Raw genomic sequence first — 23,007 nt, forward strand, 5'->3', positions numbered from 1 at the left:
TTTTAATTTAATTCCGGGAGATGTGCTATAAAATGGATATAATTACCGAAAGAAAAGAGGGGGTTTTAATTTTCAGTCTGGAAGGGAGACTTGATACAAACGGTGCGGAATTATTTGGTTCTGCTGTAAAAAATATGGTTCATTCTGATGACAAGGCTGTAGTAATTGATTTAAAAGATGTCCCTTATATTAGCAGCAGTGGAATAAGAGTTATTCTCGGACTCAAAAAGGAAATGAAAAAACGTGAAGGCGAAATCGTTTTATGTTCCCTTCAGGAGTACCCTTCAAAAGTTCTTGATATGGCAGGACTGCTGAATATTTTTAAAACTACTGATTCTGTTGATGAAGGGATAAAAAAAGCAAAAACAGGTATAGATACTCTTTCATTAATTGATGAACTGAAAAATCCTTCTACTTTAAGAAACGGGGTTCACTACACTTTTGAGTCAGGCATAGTCAGCAAAAATACAATTTTTATCTGTGGAGATGCTGAATCTGTTTTTAATTCATCTGTCACTGAAGAAAATATTTCCGAAGGGAATTTTGACATAGAGTATTCTTTTGGTCTTGGTGCCATGGGTATTGACAAAAAGGATGCCATGCAGAGACTTGGTGAGATGCTTATGATTCAGGGAACTATCATCTGGCTTCCAACAGACGGAAGCACTGTGCCTGATTATTTCACTCCTGTAAAAAGTACCGGTGATATTGTATTTTATTCAGCACAAAATGTAATATTAAACGGATCTTTTGCTGACATAATTACATTTGAAACAGAGAGGGAAGAAGGAATTTCTATTAAAGAATTATATGAAGAGATTTTTTCTTTTGCTTTTGAGCGACAAAGAAACTGCAACGGGGTAATATCTGTGGTAATATCGGGAGTTATAGATGAATATTATGGATCAAGGATAAAAAGATCGCCGGTACTTTCGAATTCACCACATCCAAAAGGCAGAATAGATGATGCAGAAAATGTTTCAGAATGGTTTAAAACTGATATAACCGGCAGTTATGCCGGAGATACGATCATTTCAGCAGGCATAGGCATTGATCTTAAAAATCCCAAAATTTCAGTATATGACCCTTCCACAATTGATTCTTTGAGATATTCACATCCGGGTGATTTAAAAGGGGATACGATTATTCAGACTCATGCGGCAGTTGTAAAAGGAATTTCCTGGGATAAAAAACAGGATATAAAAAATGTCATCCGTGAGCTGAGTGAATCCGGTGAGATTATCGATGTATCCCATCTTCTTTCAAAAACAAAATTAAGAAAAGGAAAAGTAGGTGTTTCATATCCCGAGAAAATAATTGTGGATTAATTTGTTATGAAAATGGAAATTCCATTTTCATCAAACATTTCCCAAAAAAATATTATGCCTGTTTTTCCCGAATCAATCGGTTATAATCCCAAATAGTGCTTTTATCAGACTGATATAGTCGTTGTATGTGTTTTGCAACTTATCCATTTCACCTGAGATTACGGGAATTTTAATTGTATGTGAAGCGAGATTCGGTGCTGGTGTTGGTGTGGTGGGGACAGGAGTCTGTGTTACAACAGGTTTTGGTGTGGGTGTTTTTACAGGCGTTGGTCTTGGTGTCGGAGTTGGTGTTATTTTTGTGTAAACTCCCCAGTCATCATCTGCAAAAAATTTCTTTTCAACAGGCATTGCAACTTTTCCACTGCTGTCGGTTACAGTCAGTTTAACGGTGTATTGGCCTGTTTTTGTATAAATGTGGGTTGGATTCTGTTTGGTTGAGGATTCCCATTCATCGTCAAAATCCCAGTACCATGATTTTGGTGTTCCGCCTGTTGTTCTGTCAAAAAAATCCACTTTGTATATTATTCCTGTATAATCCTTATATTCGGGGTTATCTCCCCATTCGGATGTATCGATTCTGTACATTTCATAATCAAAATCAGCTTCCATTTCAGCAAGTGCCGGAACTGCAAATGACATCAATAAAAGAATCATTCCTGTTATAGCAATATTTCTGTAAATTCTGTCAGTGTTTTTCATATATATGCAACCTCCCCGCTTATTATGAAATAATAAAATAAGCCAAACATAATTATGGCCGGAATAACTGATGCCATAATTGCCGGAATCTGGTCAGCATAAAGTCCTTCTGTCATTCCTTTATACTGAATGAAAACCATCCCCAGAGGTGATAAGAATGCACCAAAAAGGGGTATTAATCCAAGAATCCCAAAAGGTGTGGCAGAATACATTGTGACTACTAGGGATTCCTCAGGCACCTGTTCTTCTCCTGCAATTTTTGCAATTAAAAATACAAGTATTCCATACACAAAAACTGAAATTATTCCAAATACCAGCAACTCAATTATGAGGATGATTAATCCAGGAATATTTTTGAGAAGGTTTCCAAAAATCCCAAGTTCCGGTGCAATGAATGATGAAATAATTGCTGATGACAATGCCGTAACTACTGAGAAGATGGTAAGAACAAGAGTCATGTGAATAAATGCAGGGAGAATATCATCTGATGCAAGTGAAGGAAAAATGTCTTCGGGATTTTTTAATATTGCAATTATTTTCTCAATAAATGAAAGTTCGCCTGAAGAATATTTGTATTGCTGAAAACTTCTGCTATGTTCTGTATCATCGTATTCATCCTGAAAATCCATGGTATGTCCGGATTTGCCTGATGAATTGTCAATATATTCAGCTTCAAAGTCTGATTTGTAACCACCTTGATTTTCACTCTGATATGTATAATGGTCTTTTGAATATTCGTTATAGCTCTCCTTATCATATTCCTGATAAATTTCCTGAGTTTTAACTGACCGGCGGCTGATATCTAAGAAATAATTAATATCTGAGAATATTTGTTCTCTAATATCTTCAAAATCAAATATCATAACCATTGAAGCATTGCTTCCGTCATCATAGAGTATTTTGATTTCTATGCATGGTTCATAATATTCATTTTCTATGCGGTTTGCACTCTCAATTGTACTTATCGGGTATATATATGGTTCTGACTGTGTATCCTGTGATAAAATCAGATTTTCTTTTGTCACATTCAGATCAAATAACTGCCCGTTAATACGTACTTTTGATTGTGCCATACCTGCATTATTATGGTTGCTGTTATATGGCTGCAATATATCACTCCTTAAAATATGGATTTTGAAGAAAAATAATTTTGCATTGCCGGAATATGTTCCGGTATTCGAAAATTCAGCTTAGGATTATATGAGCTGACCCTTTTCATTTTCTTTTTCAAACTTTGACATTAATGAAAGTATTGCAGGCATAACTACAATTGCGCCGATTAGTGAGAATCCTACTGTAATCACGGTTACCATGCCAAAATTTTTTATAATGTTAAATGTTGACAAAAGCAATGCTGAAAAGCCGAATACTGTTGTCATTCCCGATACTGTAATAGCAGTGCCTATTTTTTGAACACCGGTTCTTATTGCATCATACTTGTTCATTCCGTTCTTTCTTTCCTCAATGTAGCGCTCCATGATAAGTATGGTATACTCCGACGCAACACCAATTGTCATTGAACCCAAAACGGCGGTCATAGGAGTATAATCTATTCCAAGGACATACATTATGGCGCCATTCCATCCGACAATCATAATTATGGGAATGAGCGGTGAAATTGCGGAGACTCTCCTGTATATAAGAATCAGCCAGAAGAATATCAGAATAAACCCAAGAATCGTCATCTGGGTTTTACCGTTTGCAATATCGTCTACAAGGTTTATTCCAAGATCCGTGCTTCCTGTAAGCATTGCAGAGATTCCCGGCGGAGGATAATTCCAGTTAAGTTCGGCTCTCATATTGTAAACCAGAGATTTTGTCGGATCAACTTCAAGATCAAGCATTCCGAATTCTATGACAGAGTTCATCTGGCCGTTTAAATATGATTTTTTCTCATTGTCCGGAATCATTGAAATAATATGTTTTATTTCTGATTCGGTGTTTGGAAGCAGGCCACCGTTATATTTCTTTATAAGTGTTGATATGCTGGTAACCGAAGTAAGTTCATCATGAACGGACAATTCATAGTCACCAAAATCATTGATCCACTCTATAACTTCCGGATTAAGAATGTCATCCCCTTTTACATAGATAGTAAGACTTTCTGTTGAACCCATTGTCCTGGTTACTTTTTTCATATCGACAACAGCCGGCATTTCAGGAGGTACAAAAGTTTCTTCATCATAACTTATTGGGACTCTGTTGTCAAGCTGGACACCGACAATTGCAATAAGTCCCAATAATAAGAGAACGACAACTGAATATCTGGCAATTTTATGTGAGACATTTCCAAGAAGGTTGTCGTATGCTGCCATTTTTTTCTTTAAACCCTCGTCAAGCTCTCCTTTGGGTTTATATCGCCTGAGAATTGCGTATGTGGGAACAATCAGGATTGCAGAGATATAACAGCAGGTTACTCCGATAAGACATGTCATACCGAAATCAACTACCATTGGTATTGGTGAAATGTACATTGCAATAAAGCCCAGTGATGTTGCTATCATTGCATAGAGAACAGAAGGTCCTGAATTTTCAACAGTTTTTTTGGCGGCAATTTCTATGTTCGGCTGACGTTTTGATTCTTCATCAAGTCTTGAATGGAACTGTATGGCATAATCTATTCCAATTCCGATTAATACCGGAAATGCGGCAATTACAACCATACTTATTGAAATTCCGGTCAGACCCATAATACCAAATGTGTTTATGAGTCCCATGAAAACAATGCCGACAGGTAAGAAGCGATGACTTACATGAGCAAATAAAAGCCCTACTGCAACAACCATGAGGAGCATTGCAGCCATAATCAGGACACCTGTTGATTTGCCCATCTCTTCTCCCATCTGTTTCTGGAATGCAGGTGTTCCTGAGAGAGTTACCTTTGCATCAGGTGTGGGATTTGATATACTGATTATGGTTTCAAGATTTTTCAGTAATGTTTTTTTGTTTTCATCTGATATCCCCGTGTCAAGAGAGATAATTCCTATTGTCATCATATTTGACGGAAGATATTTCTCAAGAATTTCGGTGGGAATATTTTCTTTTGCGTTAATGATGTCAGATTGTGATTTGGGAAGTTTTCCGTTATTCACTGATTTTACCATGTCAGCAAGACTGGTTACGCTTTTGACTCCTGCCTCATCTGAAAAATCTGTCATCAGGGTGTCCATGTATTTGAGATATTCTTTATCAAGGACATCATCTGATTCGAAAATTACCATGATAGCATCAGACTTAAAGAGGTCTTTATAGTCCTCCAGTACAATTCCCTCAGGTGTTGTTTTGTCAACGTAGGTGTCATCGCCTGTTTTCATATGGGTCTGCGACATTCCGTACATGGAGATAATAAACCAGACAATAATTATTGCTGCCACTATCTTTGGTTTGGATGCAATGAATTCGGCAAGATGTTTATATGGCGATATCACTGTTTTTCCTCGAATATTTATGTATATATGTCAACTTAAGAGTATGATAAATCATTTGTTGCGAAAAGAACAACAGATTTTGAAAAGTGTTCCTAAAAAATTCTAATGAAAAAAATCTGTGAAATCAGAACTAAATATTAAGTTCTGAGTTTATCTGATTTCTGGGGCCTGTTATATTTCTTTTTGATCCATTTACTGATGTATTTTTGTGAATACATGCCTGATGCCGCAAAAACCAGACCGGCTATTGTGGAGTATATTATAATCCTTACACCTTCAATTCCCGGGAGGGGGAAATCGAGGTCTGTTGCAATTGCCAGGACATAAACACTTGCTCCGTATGCAATTATTCCAACAGAACTTACAAAAAAGGGAATTGCAATAACTCTCCCAAGAGCCGTTGGTTCGTTCAGATAGACATCAATTATTTTACCAATGGATGCAAAAAGCGCTGCAATTGTGAAATACCCTATTGATCCATAAATAAATGATAGCAGGTAAAACAATACTCCCTGTTCGGCAGTATACCATTCAAGAAGACTTGTGAGACCTAAGATAATACCGATTAATCCTATCAGTATTGCCGAGATATATGCAACAAATGTAAAACGGCCTCCAAATAGCGAATTTCTCAACGATATAACAGCATAATTGAAGTATTCGTCTATACCAAGACCTTTGAACAGCAGATATATTCCAAGTGCACCTACCACAATAATAACTGCAATCTGGGGACTTCCAATCAGGTTGGCGATTGCGTAAAGAAGCATTGTTATTCCGACAGGCACAAGAAAAGTTCTTGCAATCTGCGGGTCATCCAGAAGTTTTTTGATGATATAATATGTTCCTTCAAGATTCGGCATCTGTTTGACGATAACACGTTGTATGCTCTTTACATCTACAACGGACTGAATTATCGGAAGGATAAATTCGTCCTCAGCCCCGTCTGTTACAAGGATACATTCAGTAATTTCATGTTCCCAGATCATTTTACCCAGTTCGTATGAAATTCTTCTGTCCCCTTCAATCATGTTTGTATGACTGCCTCCGATGACAGCAACAAAAACTTCCTCTTCTTTTGCTTTTAGTTCATCGTATGTTTTGATCCCCTGGAATATTGCGTTTAAATCAGAATCTTCGGGGTCAGCCAAAGCTAACTTATTTGCTGTATCGAGACATTCTTTTCTTCCGAAAGCAGGTTCTTTTATTCCTGCTTTGAATCCAATATCGTCATCGCGGTCGACACATAATATTAGTGTCCTCACGTCCGGCATCTAAATAGAAATCTATCTGGATGTATAAAAAATTGCCTAAAGAATGAGCAAAAAAAGGATATTTTGGATTTAGATAAGTTTTGCACGCTGAAGAAGCAGGATATCATCTGTTGTGAGTTTTTCTCCGCTTCTGAACTGCTGAAATACCTGTTCAGCTTCCTTACGCACTGCTTTCTGCTCTTTGGTAACCTTTGTTTTCTTTGTTTTCTTGCGAAGACCGCCGATAACTTTATCGAAATCACGCATTTCTTTCTGGCAGGCAATGAAACTGTTGTGCTCTGCATCTGCTGCTTCCTGTGCTTCAACAAATTTTTTATGAGCTTCATCTGCTGCTTCACGTGATTTGTCAGCTTTACGGTAGCACTCTACCATTAAATCATGGTATTTCTGTGCAAGCTCTGCAGCTTCTGTGACAGCTGCATGGAGATCGGAAGCCTGTTTGCGGAATTCACGTGCTTCCTGTAGTTTTGTGTGGATCTCTTTGTTTTGCTCAAGTTCGTCTTCCTGTTCTTTTATTGAAAGCTTGAGCTGTTTTATCTTTTCGATAAGTTCACGTTCTTTTTCTGTGTTTAAAACGCGGGTCTGCTGTTCCATCTCCAGGCGTTCAATCTGCTTTTGTGAATCCTTAATGCCACGGTTGTTGCTTATTGCACCGTGTTCTTTTTTGAATGCATCAATTTCCTCAAAAAGAGCATTTGCCTGTTCGTTTAAAACATTTCTTTCTGCTTTTAATCTGTGAACATCATTATTTGCCTGATCGCGAAGCTCTTTGTTTTTTTGTGCTTCATCGACGAACTCCCTTGTCTGGCCATTGAGCTGGTTACGCTCACGTGCCTGGGCGCTTGCAAGTGCATTAAGTTCATTTCTTTTTTCTTTGTGTTCCTCCGATTGCTGGAGAACAGTTTTTCTTTTATCTATCAGTTCGTTCAACATGCTCAACACATACCTGTACTATTTTCAATTATGTTGGTCCCCTAAAAAAATGGCACAATGAACCGATAGGATATACGGGTCTGAAAATAAACGAAACAAAAGATATCTTTACCGGGTATCATATAATTATGACAACCGTGTTCTTCTGGCTATTCCGTCTTCTCTCGTTCTACTCCCTTTTCCAGCGAAGATCTGATTTTTTATTTTCAGATCCTCAATATATCAGTAAATTGTGCACTCTTTTAGAACCTGCACAATAATTTCTATAAAATAGAATCTTTATTGGTAATAAAATTATCGTATCTGTATCGGGATTAATTATAATGCCTGCAATTCTCCCAAAAAATAATTTTTCAGATTTTTCCGGGTTTGTTTAATTTAATATTTTATTTTGATTCTGCTTGAAATGCTTATAACGTGATTTTTTGTTTAATTATGCCGGAACAAATTTTTAGATCGTTATGTCCTGATCAAATTAATTTAAAAATCCAAAAAAGTATATTGCCTGAGAATACTCAGATTTTGTTTTTGATTATTTGTTTGATTTGTTAATTCATACCTGACGTTATGAAATGTGGTGGTATTTTTATGGAATTATTGGTCCTTTTGGTTCAGCGGATAAAGTCTATAAGTCCACCGCTTGTCTGTTCACCTGTTGCCCTTCTTCCGCTACTCACTGAGTTCATGTTATTGCGGGAATTCTGGCGTTCAAACGGTCCCTGAGCGATCTGCGTCGGTGATGAAGGAACAGAGTGGCTGTTGCCAATGATCTGTGCGCTTTTAACACCTGTCATTATGGCCATAACTCTTACTTTGCCTTCAAATTCACTGTTGATTCGTGCTCCCCATATTACGTCTGCATGTGGATCAAGTTCGTAAGTAAGTGTGCTTGCAATGTCCTCTGCATCAGAAAGCGTAAGATCACTGCCGCCTGTTATGTGGATGAGGCCTCCTGTTGCGCCCCTGTAATCAATGTCGAGAAGTGGATGGTTGAGACATTCATGAACTACACTTTCGGATTTGTTTTGTTGCTTGCTTTCACCTACAAGCATAACTGCAACGCCTCCTTTGCTCATAATTGCGCGAACATCTGCGTAGTCAATGTTGATGAGTGAAGGTTCGGTAATAGTTTCTGAAATTCCCTTGACTGTTTCGGCAATTAACTGATCCATAACAGAAAATGCCTGGCCTAATGGAAGGTTTGGAACAAAACTCATGAGTCTGTTGTTATCCAGAACAATGACTGAGTCTGCTGCATTTGCAAGTGTGTCGAGGCCCTCTTCTGCACGGATTAAACGTGCTTTTTCTACCTGGAAAGGATAACTGACCATACCAACGACTATGGCGCCCTGCTCTTTTGCAATCTGTGCAACAACCGGTGCCACGCCTGTTCCTGTTCCTCCTCCCATTCCTGCAGTTACGAATACCAGATCTGCATCCTGTAAAAGTCCCTCGAGGGTTGTTCTTGCCATTTCAGCAGCACGTTTTCCTACGTCAGGGAAACCTCCTGCCCCGAGACCTTTTGTAAGTGATTTTCCAACCAGAACTCTTTTGTCTGCCTGAATCATTTCAAGGTGCTGCTTGTCAGTGTTAACCGCAATTGTCTCAGCTCCTTTTACTTTCATGTGGTAGAGACGGTTGATTGTATTATTTCCTGCACCACCACAACCAACTATTACGATTCTTGGCTGACCTACGAAATCCTCATCCCCGATGACTCCGCTTCTTTTGATGTTCTGCTCATATTCTGCGTGCTTTAAAGCCTCATTTATGATTGTCTGCATCCGATAAACCTCCTATTATTAAACCTCAAATTTCTAATGACATATGAAATTTCATGCCAAATGATTCCCCCATCCGGTTATGTTTCCTCCAAAACAGAGAAATTTACATTTCAAATGAAATTTGTTCACTGTCTCTGATAACCCGGTTTGCGTGTTTCTCGATGAGTTCTCTAACGGCATACCTTATTGCTTCGGAAACCGTTGGAAATTCTCCTGCCTCCACAAGCTTTTGAAGCATTGCAACCTGCTGTGGGGGCAACCTGATTGTGACTCGCTCCATCATTGAAACCACATGTCCGACATTAAGCAGACTTATGTCTGCTTTTTGTCTGACTCACGTCTTCCCTTGGTCAGACCTTTATTCAGACAATCAATTGGTATTACCTATAAGTATATATAAGCATCGGTTCTTACATTTTAGAGTCCCAAAATGGATATATGCATTTAAAATTAATTTATTCTAAAAAGGAGTTGTATTTCTTGAAATCCGTTTTTCTCTCTAAAGTAGAGCATGGTGGCGCGTCCCAGCTTTGTTATGCAAAACACTGTAAAGATGTGTTGGATTTTAGCGCGAGTTTAAATCCGTATCCTCCTGATATTTCCTGGATTCCTGATATGAAACTTCTTTTGGAATATCCTGATGATTCTTATTATAATCTGAAGAAAGCAATTGCAAATACATTTGGATGTCCTCCGGAGGCCGTGTGTGTTGGAAACGGTTCTATTGAGGTTATAAGGACATATTTCTACGCTACGATAGAGAAAAATGATTTTGTCAGGATTGATCCTCATACATTTGGTGAATACTCATTGTCTGTTCAGCTTGCAGGTGGTAGATGTACGGTTTTGGATGATGTTGATTCCAGGGTACGTATAATCTGCAATCCAAACAATCCGACCGGCAGCATTCTTTCTTCATCTGAATTGATTGAAATTGCCAGGTCCCTTGAAGAATCAGGCAAACTCCTTTTTATAGATGAGGCATTCATTGACCTTGCTGATGAAAGGCAAAGTATGATCAATAAAGGTATTTCAAATGTTTTTGTCAGCAGATCACTCACTAAATCCTTTGCAGTTCCCGGATTAAGAATAGGTTTTGGTGTCGGTAATCCTGAACTTATTGAAAAGATGGAAGTAATAAGGCCTCCCTGGTCTGTTAATGCTTTTGCGGAGGATTTTGCGATAAAAGCCCTCGAAAACCTGGATCTGCTTGAAAAATCCTGTGAATTAATAAAAAAAGAGAAGATCTGGTTATATGAACAGTTTGAAAGGATTGGCATAAATTATGTCCCTTCAGCTGCAAATTATATTCTTTTAAACATCGGCGCTGATGCTTCTTTGTTCTCTAAAAAGATGCTTGATAAAAATATCTTTGTCCGTGACTGCACATCATTTGGGCTTCCCCGGTCTATCAGAGTTGCTGTAAGGACAAGAGAAGAAAATTTGATTCTTGTGGAGGCATTGGAAAAGTGCTTTCAGTAATTATGGCCGGTGGAAAAGGTAGCCGTCTTTCTCTGGGAGAGAAACCACTTGTCAAAATTGCCGGCACACCTATGCTCTCATATGTAATATCTGCATTTCAAAGAGCAAATTGTGATATTCTGGTCATCGCGTCTCCTGCAGTTCCTATGACTATTAACTGGTGCAGGGCAAATGGCATAGATTACTACAAATCACGCGGAACGGGTTATGTGGAGGATCTAATTGAGTGCATTACTGAAACCGGAGAAAAATCTCCTTTTTTTTCATGTGTTTCTGATCTTCCCGGGATAAAACCCCTGCATATTGAATATGTGTGGGAGAAGTATCTCATGTCTGGAAAAGAGGCATGCTCAGTCTGGGTGCCCCGGTCGTTATTTTTGTCTAATGGCTGTACATGCAGTTACTCCGAAGAGATTGATGGAATTAACGCCTGCCCTGTGGGGCTTAATATTTTAAACGGTGAGAATATCGAAAATGAGCAAAAAGAGTATAAAATTGTATTGAATGAAAGCTCCCTTGCATATAACATTAACACAAAGGAAGATTTTGAAAAGGTAAGTCTCTATTTTGATTAATATTATTATATATTACACATATTTTTCATAAAATCCCCGGGGGATTATCCAAAAAAATTATTTTAGAACGTGGCAAAAAAATAATACTAAACACCCCATATCTAAATGGTATGGAATCGTCCCGTGAGATTGAACTTGAAGGTCATATTATTGATTCCGGTATAATGACCCGTGTTTTTGATAAAGTTCTGGATATGGGCGGCAATTTTGAGATTACCACCTTTGAGATAGGAAAACAAAAGCAGGACATAAGTTATGCAAGACTCATTATTAGTGCCCAGGATGATGAAATCCTTGAGAATATACTGAGTGAATTGCATCGTCTTGGTGCACGCATGCCCGAAGTTGAAAATGTTCTGCTGGAGACTTCCGAAGGAGACCGGGTTGTACCTAAGGGATTTTATTCGACAACCAACCATCCGACATTTGTAAAATTTGAAGACAACTGGTTTAAAGTTGAAAATATTGAGATGGATTGTCTTATTGTTGTTAAAACAGAAGAAAAAAGGGCTGTATGCACTCCTCTGGCAAAGCTGAAAAAAGGAGATTGTGTTGTAATCGGTGAGAGGGGGGTCAGAATTGTTCCTCCTGAAAGGTCTAGAAAAGTCAATGTGTTTGAATTTATGCAGAATACAGTTTCATCTGAAAGGCCCAGTGAAACTATAATTGCTAAAATTGCAGCTGAGATGAAGGAGCTTAAAGCCAAAGGCGGAAAGATCGCTTTTGTTGGCGGACCTGCAATTGTTCACACCCGGGCTGCACCTGCACTTGCAGAAATAATCCGTGAAGGTTTTATTGATGTTCTTTTTGCAGGTAATGCGCTTGCAACACATGATATTGAATACAACCTCTTTGGAACCTCCCTTGGAATGAATCTTGATACGGGAAGTCTTGCAGTAGGTGGTCACAAGAATCATATTTATGCAATAAGTGAGGTTATTCGTGCAGGTTCGATAAAGGATGCGGTTGAGAAAGGAATTATTAAAAAAGGCATAATGTATGAATGTGTAAAGAACAATGTTCCTTTTGTCCTTGCCGGCTCAATAAGAGATGACGGCCCTCTTCCTGATGTAATAACGGATGTGATGGTTGCACAGGATGAAATGAGGAAACATCTGCTAGATGTTGATATGGTGCTTATGGTTGGAACCCTTCTGCACTCTGTTGCAATAGGTAACTGTCTGCCTTCATATGTCAAGACAATCTGTGTTGATATAAACCCTGCATCTGTTACAAAATTAAATGACAGGGGAACATCGCAGGCAATAGGTGTTGTAAGTGATGCCGGAGCATTTCTGCCTCTTCTGGCAAAGAATCTTAAAAAATAATATTTTTTTATTCTGTTAACGGCATACAGAATGGTTCTTCTTCTTTTAATATATATTCCCATTCTTCCATGCAGGAACATCCCTTTTCATAATAGATCTTCAGAATTTCCTTGTCTGCTGAAAGTGAATATTCACGTATTGCATCAACGATGTCTTTGTCGCATTCCCCGCAGTTGTGGGGGCCGCGTTTTTTTCCTCCTCCAACAGGATCGCACATGACATGAGGTTCTGCTTCAATCAGAACTTTTAGTGCACTCCACAGGTAAGGGGGCCTGTATGCTCTTTTTTTCCATAATGATTCAACTGATGTTCTGTTTTGAATTGTACAGAGATTCATGGATATCATGTCGGAATAAGGTGCACATTCCCTGATTGACTTTAACATATCTTCCATTGCCTCTTTTTCGGTCAGATATGGCGGTTTCATCATGAGGTATGTTTTAATCCCCGTGTCAGCCTTCTTTGCTTCTTTTACTGCGGTTAGAAAATCATCAAATGTGTGACCTTTGTCAATGCATTTTTCCCTGATAAAATCATTTGTGGTTTCAAGTCCCATTGCAACGTAAAGTGGTCTGTCCCATGTGTTGTCATCAATTATTTCACGGAACTCGAGGAGATCTGATTCCTTTACATATTCTGTTCTGGACTCTGCTATGATGACTTTTCCCCTGAAAGCTTTTGCAACGGCCAGGCGTGCTTTTAACGGAACCTCATTTCCGTCAAAAAAACTTCCTGAAGTAAATATTTTGACCATTTGATATTTATCAGCAGGATATTCACTTAGAATCCAGTTGAGTTGGCCGATAATTTTGTCTGCCAGTTCATCTTCGGGCATTTTGTGGTATCTTTCATTCTTATACCCGCACATGGTGCAGCGATTCCATGAACATCCGCCTGATTTGAAGATGATTGTCAGGCAGTCGATAGTCTCAGAGTTGTATGTTTCCCTGCTCTTCCAGCATGCAAGGGGTTTTTCAATATTTTCGGATATCATTAATGCTTTAGTAGTTGATCTTGTAAATATGAAAAAGATAGCATATGCGGCACTTCTTCTGATGGCACTTGTCGGTGTTTCATCGGCCTATTTGATCAGTTTTGATGTGCCTAAAACAGTAAGTCCGGGGGATACTATTGTAATAGATGGTGAGAGCACCTTAAATCCCGGAACAACGATGGAGATCATTTTGTACAAACAGTCTGCGAGTATATCCCAGATTTCAAAAAAGGAATTTACCATACAGGACGGGGGTTACTGGTCAGCAAAGTTTGATACTGATGGTCTTGAACCCGGAATGTACAAATTTGAAATAAACAATGAAAAAAAGTATGATCTGGGCTCGAGTTCGGTAACTTACAGGATGTTTGAGCTGGTTGATCGTACAGGGGAGATTGTTATTACATCCCCTTTGACGCAGGAGTTTAACGGGTACCTTGACATTGCAGGGAGAAGCACCACACGCGGAAATAAAGGAGTTGAACTTATGGTGGACGGGCTGAAAATGGGTGTTGTTTTTCAGCGCGAATGGATTGAAACTGACAGTAATGGGGGATTCAGTGAAAAAATCAGGATCAGCGGCCCCAGTATATATTATGCTTCTTTTTATGACAGTCAGGGACTTATCAGAAGTGAAAAGTTTACTGTAACTCCGCCTGGTACCTCTCAACCAACAGGTGATTCAACGGAGTCCCCAAAAAAGCCTATTGCCGCCCAGTCTTTCTCATCTTATGAGAATCCTGCATTTTTTGCAATTCAGACAAATCCTGGTTATCTTGATGTAACAACATCGGGAGATCATGACTGGGTGGTTGCATACGTTGATGAAAACAGGGCTTTGAAAAGTATCAATGAATTTAGCGGAAGTCAGGCTGAGTCTTTCAGGATACCTGTCTCAGGTGGCATGGTTTATGTGAAAGTATATCCTTTCGGGAAGTCGGATAGTGGTTATGTTACATTATATGCGAACGGCGCTTCTTCGGTGACGATAAGTTCGGATGCCGAGACATTTTTTGCATCTGCAGAAACTCCAAAACCGACTCAGTCCGGGGGTATTTTTGTAATAAACCTTATTATATTGATTTTATCTTTGTCATTTGTGCGGATTATTATAAAAAATCAATAACATCATATTTTTATCTGAAAAGAATCAACTAGTTAGAGGACGGGCCGAGATAGTCTAGCCCGGAAAGGCGGTGGCCTTGAAAGCCACTGGTGTTCGCACCTCAGGAGTTCAAATCTCCTTCTCGGCGTTAAGACAGGTTGTCTAAAACCTTATATTCTCAATTTTTAAATTTTAATATTAATGAGAAGGACAGCTTCAGAATTTCATAATCGCTCTGTTGATACAGCTGCGCTCTTTCTTAATAAAAATCTTTCATCCGGAGCTATTACGCAGGCCGATTATGATTTAATAACCAAATTCCTAAATTACAAACTTTCTTTTGATGATATAGCAGAAACCAGGTATCATAAGATATGTCAGCATCTTGTCTGGTGGAGGCATTATCTCCCGGAATTTCCTTCCTGCACTATTGATGATATCGTTAAAGGTATTGGGGATTTAAAGAACGCCAAGACTACAAAAGGAGATAAGTTCTCCAATATGACTTTGAGAGATTACATTTCTATTCTTAAAATGTTCCTCCGGTGGTTAAACAAGCAGGGATTATCGGAAATAACACGGGATGAAATTTCTGAAATAAGTCTTCCCAAAAGAAAAAATAAGAAAAATATTGTTATTTTCAAAGACGGGGAGGTTGAGAAGATGATCGATTCATGCAGGAGAATCCGGGATCGCGCTATGATAAGTCTGCTGTATGAGGGAGGCTTTAGGATCGGTGAGATCGGCACTATGGTTTGGGATCAGGTTGTCTTTGATGATTATGGTCTTATTGTTAAGGAAGACTTCAAGACCGGGAAACAAAGAGCGCTCAGGCTTGCCATGTCTAAACATGATCTTGTGGAATGGAAGAATGAATATTGCAAGTATGGAGAGCCTTACGGGGACAGTTCCGTATTCCTGAATGAAAAGTCCGAGCCATACAATTACAGAGCCCTTGAGAAGCATCTGAAGAGGATTGCTGAGAGGGCAGGAGTGGAGACAAAATTCACACCTCATTCATTTAGGCATACCAGGATAACAAACCTGAAAAGAGAGGGTATTTCAGATGCCATAGTCGGTCTTATGATGTGGGGAGATCCCACAGCTCCGGAACTGTCAACTTACAATCAGATGAACTTTGAAGATGTCAACTCAACCATGCTTGAACATTATGGGATATCAGCCCCGGTTGTTAAGCATGAAAAGAGCCTTCCCCGGCAGTGTCCGAAGTGTCATGAGATCAATCCTCCCCGGTTCTCCTTCTGTGGTCTTTGTGGTGAACCTCTTTCCAAGGAGGCAATAGACAATATTGATATGGTTAAGACATCACTGACCTGTGATGAAGATATCCGCTATGCTAAGTTTAAGGCAATGATGGACAGATACATGACTGAAACAGGTCAGTAAATATGTCAAATATTTTTCATCTTTCAAAAATGCCTATAATGGTTTTAAATTTTTAATTGTCTTGTAATTTCATCTTTAAATTACTTTCACGCCACGCACGGCGAGTATTTATAAAGTCCATCATTCAAAGTCTGAATCCTTAAAAAAATATTTAGATATACAGATAAAACCAGGTGATTAGTTGGGAGGGGAGGAAGATGAAGCACATCATAATAAGGCCTGTGATAAAACAACCAGGCAGAAAGATAAATCGGATATTTCAAATGAAGTTGCAGAAGAAATAAGGAGTCTTTTTAAGGATGAATCCTTTTTGAGAGATTTAAAGGAAATAATTATAGGTAATATTTAGAGTTAACTTTCAGCATTAAATTGTATAATTGAATTAGAGTTAACATTTTTCTCAAAAATCATTTTATCAAATTTTAGGATTTAGTTATAAATATCAATATTTGGATTCATAACATATTATTGATATCTGAGTATTTGTATACCTAAAAATTCGTAATATATCAAAAATAGGAAGTAATTCATAAGTTGCTTAATTAATATATTACATAGCTTAAATGGAATCTTTTAAAGACAGCTCAGAAAATCTAAGTGAATCGAGTATTTTAGATTCATCTGTACAATTAGCTGAAAGATTTTGTAATAATAATTATAAAAATAAAAGAAAACCAATTGGACAATTTTTTACCCCTCCTGATGTTGCAAATTATATGGCAAACCAGATAAAATTACCAAAACAAGATTTTTCGTTATTAGATCCCGGAGCAGGCACAGGAATATTGCTTGCAGCAGTTTGTGATAGAATATATAATGAATACAAAAAACCAATAAATTTGACAATTGTTGCATACGAGAATAACTTTGAAATAATACCCAATCTTGAAGAAACACTTTCTTACTGCAGAACAAAGTTATTTGAAAAAGGGCATATTGTGAATTATACGGTAATAAAAAAAGATTTCATCGACATAAATTCAAGATATTTATTAAAAAAACCTAAAAAAGATCTTCCTTATTATGATATTGTTATATCAAACCCTCCCTATTATAAATTAAATAAGGATTCAAAAGAATCCAAATTGATGAGTGAATTTGTTTATGGTCAACCAAATATCTATTCTTTTTTTGTAATTGTCTCAACCAAAATGCTAAAAGAAAATGGTCAGTTTATATACATCACTCCAAGAAGTTTTTGTTCAGGATTATATTATAAAAAAATGAGAAAATGGTTGTTGGATAATTCATGTATTACAAAAATTCATAGCTTTAATTCAAGGAAAAATATTTTTGAAATGGATAATATTCTTCAAGAAGTATTAATTATTGCTGGCGAAGCAACGAATAAGAAAAAATGCAAATCTGTTCATATTAGTTTATCATCGGATAGGACATTTTCAGATTTGTATGATTTAAGTGTTCCTTATTCTCTTATTAATCCTGGAAAAAACAAAGAAAGTTATATACGCATTCCGATGAATGAAAAAGATTTGAATCTAATCAAAAAAATTGATTCTTGGAATAATGTACTGAAAGACTTTAATATTAATATTTCTACTGGAAAGGTTGTAGATTTTAGAACCAAAGGTAATTTAGTTAATAATTATGATCAAGAAGGAAGTGTTCCTTTAATATGGATGCAAAATCTGGATATAAATAAAGTAAATTTGGATATTCAGAATTTTGAAAAACCTAGGGGAATTTTACATAATAATGAAACTGTGAATATAACAATCCCTGTAAAAAATTATATCTTAATGAAAAGATTTACAACAAAAAATGATAAGAGGAGGTTATTTGCAGTCCCATTCCCAAAAAAAGATTTCAGAGATTTTAGATATATTGGGTTTGAAAATCATTTGAATTATATTTATAAGATTGAGGGGGAGCTTTCACTAAATGAAATGTATGGATTGTCAGCCCTTTTCAATTCAAAAATAATGGATTCATATTTTAGAACGATAAGTGGAAGTACTCAGGTTAATGCTACAGATATAAGAAAAATGCCTTTGCCTGATTATGATAAAATAATAAGTTTGGGAAATTATTCGAGAAGAAACAAAAAATTAGATTATTCTGATTATATTCAAAAAATACTAAAATAATTAAATTTTTTAAAGATTATATTTTGATCCACTTTCTAGCAATGTAGAATTATGAGCATCTAAAAAATCTATACATTTTTTAAAATAGCAATATTGAAATAAATTTTGACTTCGCTTAATAATCTGTTTCCATTCAGGTCTTTCTCTATATTCATATGACTCATTAGGAAAATAATTGAACAAAATAAATTCAAACAATATTAAAATGTCCATTGGAGGAAATGGAAATCTTGGTTCTTTTATTGCTACAGGGAACCAGCCCATGTCATCGGGATTAGATTTTCCTCCAAAATGAAGATGAAAAAAGGGTTCTGGAGTGTGTGTACCTTTTTTTCTCATATCAAAGTGAAATTGTGTTATCAATCTTTTAGAATTTACATGAGGTAATTTATCTTTTATTTTATCGGAATCTAAATCCTTTCTATAACATACATTAGTTTTGTCAGAATAAAGTTTTATTAATATATTATATCTATCATAACTTACGAGTTTTTGATTTTTTATTTTACCTTTAATGTTACAAGAAATCTCTATGACACTTAATGCAGTATGATTTTTCAAGGGTATTTTTATAGGATCAGATTCGTCAATAATGGTTTCAAAAAGCCCATCTTTATTTCTTTCAATGCTTCCGATGCAATTCATTAATTTATCGAACAGAGGAACAGGAATTATATTCTTATTTTTTGCAAAAGTAAGATGCTTTTTAGAATGTTTACAATATTCTTTTATTGTGAGTGAAACCACTTATTCACCTTTTTTTAATAAATTTTCATAAATGTCTCTTGCTTCAGGATCTATTTGTTCAGGATTATAATTATCATTAAAGATCGCTTTGAATGAGATTCTTGATTCATCCATAACACAAGGTCTGTCATCTTGTAAATATCTCAAAGTATATTTTATCATAATAGGTTTATTTAGAACACAGCAAACCCATTCTGCAGGTTTTTCATTTTTATATATGCACAAAGCAGAATCTAATATTTCCCCTGTTTTTTTCTGCCAGCCTTTCTGAAATCCTTGACAGTATGGTAATTTTAGTTCATCATAATCTAAAAAATCGTTTGCACATTCAATTAATTCGGATTTCCACCACATTTTTTTTTCATTTGAAAAAACTCCAGAATATTTTGCACTTTCAAAAAATTCCTGAATAGATGGTTTATTAAAAGAATCTATGGAGATCCCAAAGAATGTTGCAGAGTGTATTTCATCATATAAAATTCCCGGATAATTCATTAAAGTTTTACGAATCCATTTTGCAACTTTATAATTTGGAAAATCTTCTTCTTTCTCTAAAAGTTGTTTTGGAAGAGTTTGAATAATATCTTCTGATATTAGCTCAAAATTTCTTTTAGGTAATGATAGAATGGATATTAAATTATCGATAGATTCTATAGTGTTCTTTTTCAAACCCTTATATCCTTCTATTATTTTTATAAAATCACCTTCAAGTACTTTTTGTGGTGTTACGTAGTCATCTTTTAGCAAAAATTCATCAATGAATTTTTCAAAATCAAAATAATTTGATTCTCTAGAATTTGACATTTTAGTATTTGTGAAGAGAAATATTGGTATGTTGGAGTATATTTTTCTTAGATTCATTGAAAGGCTTACTCCATTAATTCCCAAAACATTATTGTTGCTATCAGGTCTAATTAGTTCATAATCTACTAATATGGCATCTGGATTGAAAGATTCTAATTTAGATAAATTTTTATTGATTTCATCAATTGTAATGGGATTTCTAGTTATTTTAAATTTAGAGGCTAAGCCTTTTTCAAAAATATCAAAGTATCTATCTAAATCTACTTTATCGTCATCTATAAATACAATATCAATTTCTTTCATAATTACACCATAGGTAATCTAATTTCAATACAGGTTTTCCACCCTGCCGGTGGATCAATAAATCTTATGTCACCATCATAACCAGAAATAATGTCCTTTACTATTTTTAGACCCAATCCTGTACCTGCACCATATTTTAGATCCGGTTCGTTATATGTTTTAAAAGCTTCAAAGACCAAATCCCATTTATCTTTATCAAGTCCCTTACCTGTATCCAAAAATTTTAAAGATATTCTTTCATTTTCAATTTCTTCCCCAATTACTTTTATTTTTCTATTTTTTTGATTTGTTACAGCCTTAACTGCATTTGACATTAAATTAATCATTATTGCTATTAATTCGGAGCGATACATTGATGGGGATCTTATTATATGAGGAATTGCATTTTCAAATTCTATTCCTCTTTTATCTAATTCCAATTTGAATGGTAAAAATACTTTATCTACAATAGGACATATGTGCCATCGCATTATCTTAGAACGACTTTCATTACTTCCGCAAATCCCAATAAAATCTCCTAATTCCTTAATTACTTCGATTTTATCATAAAAACGGTTTGAGGTATTCTGATAAAAATTTATATCTTTAGAAGTAATATTATTTCTATTATTAAGGATTTCGATGAAATTTGAATTCATAGTTTCCATTTCACCAATTAGCGACTGAATTTCATGAGTATAGATAAATATCATAGTTCCAGTTGAAGCTAAAACGCGAAGAATAGAGAATTCTTCATTATATTTTCTTTCTTTAATTTTTATTTTTTCTTTCTCGGAATCAATCAGATTTTCTTCGTGTTTCTTAATCTTTTCAAAATTGGAAGTGGAGACCTCCATTTGATTTGAGATAATTGATTCAAGCTGATTTTTTACTATATTATTTTTCACAATCAAACTATTTTCAGATTCTCTTGCTTTTTTTTCCGCCTCTTCTTTCTCAAGCTCTCTTTTTCTTAATTGATCTACTTTTATCCATAATTCCCGAGAATTTTTGAAACGTGCTTTTTTTTCAACCTCTTTTCTTTTCTTCTCAGCTTTTTCTTTTTCCAGATAGGCAAGTTCTCTTTCTTTTTGTATTTTTAAAAGCTCATCTTTCCTGTTTTTTGCTTCAATCTCTAATTGTTTTCTTTTTTCTTTTATTTTTTCTTCTTTTAATTTTGCTACCGCTTTTTCTTCTTCGAGAGCTTTTTGTGCTTGAATTGCTTTTTCAAGAACTCTTTTTTCCTCAGCTTGTTTTTTTTCTATAGCTATTCTCTCGCCTTTGAATCTCTCGTCTGAATATATTACTGTTGCAATATTTATTGCAAGCCTGACAAATTGTGTTAATTCTTCAAAATTCGGTGTATTATCTATACTTTCTCGATTTATTGATATGCTAAGTCCTGAATTAAATTTTTTTTCATAATTGACATATCCAAACATATTTCTATAATCAAATAATTGTAATCCTGGACGTTTATCTTCAGATTCTAGTTTTGATGATTCATCTCTAAAATTTACAAGAGAACGTGATCGATCTTTAGTTAAATTTAGCCAATCATTACCTGAATCACTATAACCAAATATTCTGAAACCATCTGCATATATTTTGACACCTCCTCTTGAAGTCCCAATTTCAAAGGCATCATTTCTCTTTAATGGTGAATTTTTAAAAAGTGTATCAGAATACTTTATAAGGTAAATTTCTAATTTTGCCTTCTTTAAAATTTTAAATTTTTCTTCTTTCTCATGAGTAAAGTCAATATGATTTATAAGACGATTAATAGTTCTTAATTTGTATACAGTATTTCCATATTCGTCCACATCTCCGGTAATTTTTGCCCATGAATTTTTTAAAAATTTTTCGTTTACTGAGTCATTAAAAATATCAAATTCATCTGCATTAATATCATAATTAAAACCTGGATCTACTTGATTATTGTTTTCACTAATAACTTCATCCATGAAAATTTTTGGAGTAAATAAATCTAACAATTCGATGTATAGACGTTTTATATTTGCTTGGGTCCATTTATCAGTTGTATTTATAAGTATAAGTTCAGTACCAGTAGATTCAATAGGCTCTATTTTTTCAACAGAATAAACTATAGGAATTTGATTCAAATCCGATCCTGAAAAAAATTTATCCCAATTAAAATGAGCAACAATTTTAATTTTTTCTTTTTTCTCATTCTCAGATATTGATATTAATTTCAATTCTTTTGCTATCTTTCTGCAAGCTATTCTTCCTATTCCTTTTTCACCAGCTCTTTTACGCCCATATTTTTTAGAAATTGGATTTTTTTCAGAATCAATAGTTGCAATTCTCATCCATGTCTGAACAAATCTTTCTGGGCTGATTCCGAGACCGTTATCTTTTATTGTGATAATTCCCCCTGTTTTATTTTTAATGTTTTTAAGAATAATGTCAGTCTGTGTTGAATCTGCATCATATGAATTCTTTACTAATTCTGCAAGAGCGATTGATTTATTACTAACCAATTGCTCCCCTAATTGAAGAAGAATTCTTGAATCTACCTCAAAATATGCAGTATTATTTATGTTTGTATTCTCTTTTTCTGACATTGGTCTCACCAAAAACCTCTTTTTATTTTTTGCATTTATGAGCACTCTTTTTAATTTTATTGGATGGAAAGAATACTATGGTGTTTTTTAAATAAATATGAATTTACAGAATCTCTCTATATTTGATCATATTCTTCCTGAAAA

At 35.6% G+C, this 23,007-nt stretch carries 19 protein-coding genes and 1 tRNA gene; 9 read left to right on the forward strand and 11 right to left on the reverse strand.

Annotation, left to right across the window (positions count from 1 at the left end):
* Positions 1 to 32 precede the first annotated feature (32 nt).
* Positions 33 to 1,328 carry an STAS domain-containing protein gene (locus tag F1737_RS04230; RefSeq protein WP_317137531.1) on the forward strand — a complete coding sequence of 432 codons (1,296 nt, stop codon included), beginning with the start codon at positions 33 to 35 and terminating at the stop codon, positions 1,326 to 1,328.
* A 72-nt stretch (positions 1,329 to 1,400) separates the two neighbouring features.
* Here the strand turns inward: F1737_RS04230 and F1737_RS04235 are convergent, their stop codons facing one another.
* The 7 genes from F1737_RS04235 to F1737_RS04265 form a co-directional block, all read right to left on the reverse strand.
* Positions 1,401 to 2,027 (reverse strand): PKD domain-containing protein, encoded by a 627-nt coding sequence (locus F1737_RS04235; RefSeq protein WP_317137532.1) that lies wholly within the window; start codon positions 2,025 to 2,027, stop codon positions 1,401 to 1,403.
* Positions 2,024 to 3,136, reverse strand: coding sequence for a Yip1 family protein (locus F1737_RS04240; RefSeq protein ID WP_317137533.1), 1,113 nt, complete (start codon positions 3,134 to 3,136; stop codon positions 2,024 to 2,026). Before F1737_RS04240 ends, F1737_RS04235 begins: the two co-directional genes overlap by 4 nt.
* Positions 3,137 to 3,223: 87 nt before the next feature.
* Positions 3,224 to 5,455 carry an efflux RND transporter permease subunit gene (locus F1737_RS04245; RefSeq protein ID WP_317137534.1) on the reverse strand — a complete coding sequence of 744 codons (2,232 nt, stop codon included), beginning with the start codon at positions 5,453 to 5,455 and terminating at the stop codon, positions 3,224 to 3,226.
* Between the two features lie 137 nt (positions 5,456 to 5,592).
* Positions 5,593 to 6,729, reverse strand: coding sequence for a DUF373 family protein (locus F1737_RS04250; RefSeq protein ID WP_317137535.1), 1,137 nt, complete (start codon positions 6,727 to 6,729; stop codon positions 5,593 to 5,595).
* A gap of 69 nt (positions 6,730 to 6,798) precedes the next feature.
* The gene (locus F1737_RS04255) at positions 6,799 to 7,662 is read right to left on the reverse strand and encodes a coiled-coil protein (RefSeq protein ID WP_317137536.1); all 864 of its coding nucleotides are present in this window, start codon (positions 7,660 to 7,662) and stop codon (positions 6,799 to 6,801) included.
* A gap of 611 nt (positions 7,663 to 8,273) precedes the next feature.
* A complete protein-coding gene (ftsZ, locus tag F1737_RS04260) occupies positions 8,274 to 9,446 on the reverse strand; it encodes a cell division protein FtsZ (RefSeq protein WP_317137537.1) in 1,173 nt (390 codons plus the stop codon).
* Positions 9,447 to 9,549: 103 nt separating this feature from the next.
* Positions 9,550 to 9,729: a ribbon-helix-helix domain-containing protein gene (locus F1737_RS04265; protein WP_317137538.1), complete on the reverse strand. Its 180-nt coding sequence runs from the start codon at positions 9,727 to 9,729 to the stop codon at positions 9,550 to 9,552.
* Between the two features lie 197 nt (positions 9,730 to 9,926).
* Here F1737_RS04265 and F1737_RS04270 point away from each other — a divergent pair, with 197 nt between their 5' ends.
* The 3 genes from F1737_RS04270 to F1737_RS04280 all read left to right on the forward strand — a co-directional run bounded on the left by F1737_RS04270 (position 9,927) and on the right by F1737_RS04280 (position 12,831).
* Complete coding sequence (locus F1737_RS04270) at positions 9,927 to 10,928, forward strand: pyridoxal phosphate-dependent aminotransferase (protein ID WP_317137539.1); 1,002 nt, start codon at positions 9,927 to 9,929, stop codon at positions 10,926 to 10,928.
* Complete coding sequence (locus F1737_RS04275) at positions 10,916 to 11,503, forward strand: NTP transferase domain-containing protein (RefSeq protein ID WP_317137540.1); 588 nt, start codon at positions 10,916 to 10,918, stop codon at positions 11,501 to 11,503. The genes F1737_RS04270 and F1737_RS04275 overlap by 13 nt, the downstream gene beginning before the upstream one ends.
* Before the next feature lie 110 nt (positions 11,504 to 11,613).
* Complete coding sequence (locus tag F1737_RS04280; protein ID WP_317137541.1) at positions 11,614 to 12,831, forward strand: ornithine cyclodeaminase, nickel-pincer nucleotide-dependent; 1,218 nt, start codon at positions 11,614 to 11,616, stop codon at positions 12,829 to 12,831.
* A 7-nt stretch (positions 12,832 to 12,838) separates the two neighbouring features.
* Here F1737_RS04280 and F1737_RS04285 read toward each other — a convergent pair whose 3' ends face one another.
* Positions 12,839 to 13,825, reverse strand: coding sequence for an archaeosine biosynthesis radical SAM protein RaSEA (locus tag F1737_RS04285; RefSeq protein WP_317137542.1), 987 nt, complete (start codon positions 13,823 to 13,825; stop codon positions 12,839 to 12,841).
* Between the two features lie 28 nt (positions 13,826 to 13,853).
* On the opposite strand from F1737_RS04285, the gene F1737_RS04290 reads away from it, so the two are divergent.
* The 5 genes from F1737_RS04290 (at position 13,854) to F1737_RS04310 (ending at position 18,445) form a co-directional block, all read left to right on the forward strand.
* Positions 13,854 to 14,951, forward strand: a complete 1,098-nt coding sequence (locus F1737_RS04290) for a hypothetical protein (RefSeq protein ID WP_317137543.1) — start codon at positions 13,854 to 13,856, stop codon at positions 14,949 to 14,951.
* A gap of 43 nt (positions 14,952 to 14,994) precedes the next feature.
* Positions 14,995 to 15,078, forward strand: a tRNA-Ser gene (locus tag F1737_RS04295).
* Between the two features lie 53 nt (positions 15,079 to 15,131).
* Entirely contained in the window at positions 15,132 to 16,337 is a 1,206-nt protein-coding gene (locus tag F1737_RS04300) for a site-specific integrase (protein WP_317137544.1), read from the forward strand.
* A gap of 181 nt (positions 16,338 to 16,518) precedes the next feature.
* Entirely contained in the window at positions 16,519 to 16,686 is a 168-nt protein-coding gene (locus tag F1737_RS04305) for a hypothetical protein (RefSeq protein ID WP_317137545.1), read from the forward strand.
* 214 nt (positions 16,687 to 16,900) lie between these two features.
* Positions 16,901 to 18,445 carry an HsdM family class I SAM-dependent methyltransferase gene (locus F1737_RS04310; protein WP_317137546.1) on the forward strand — a complete coding sequence of 515 codons (1,545 nt, stop codon included), beginning with the start codon at positions 16,901 to 16,903 and terminating at the stop codon, positions 18,443 to 18,445.
* 9 nt (positions 18,446 to 18,454) lie between these two features.
* On the opposite strand, the gene F1737_RS04315 is transcribed toward F1737_RS04310, so the two are convergent.
* The 3 genes from F1737_RS04315 to F1737_RS04325 are packed head-to-tail and all read right to left on the reverse strand — an operon-like array spanning position 18,455 to position 22,863.
* A complete protein-coding gene (locus tag F1737_RS04315) occupies positions 18,455 to 19,192 on the reverse strand; it encodes a hypothetical protein (RefSeq protein WP_317137547.1) in 738 nt (245 codons plus the stop codon).
* Positions 19,193 to 20,299, reverse strand: coding sequence for a response regulator (locus F1737_RS04320; RefSeq protein ID WP_317137548.1), 1,107 nt, complete (start codon positions 20,297 to 20,299; stop codon positions 19,193 to 19,195). It lies immediately after the preceding gene.
* Between the two features lie 2 nt (positions 20,300 to 20,301).
* On the reverse strand, positions 20,302 to 22,863 hold the full coding sequence (locus F1737_RS04325; RefSeq protein WP_317137549.1) for a sensor histidine kinase: 2,562 nt from the start codon (positions 22,861 to 22,863) through the stop codon (positions 20,302 to 20,304).
* Positions 22,864 to 23,007: the final 144 nt, after the last annotated feature.

The organism is Methanoplanus sp. FWC-SCC4 (assembly GCF_032878975.1).
Classification (GTDB): Archaea; Halobacteriota; Methanomicrobia; order Methanomicrobiales; family Methanomicrobiaceae; genus Methanochimaera; species Methanochimaera problematica.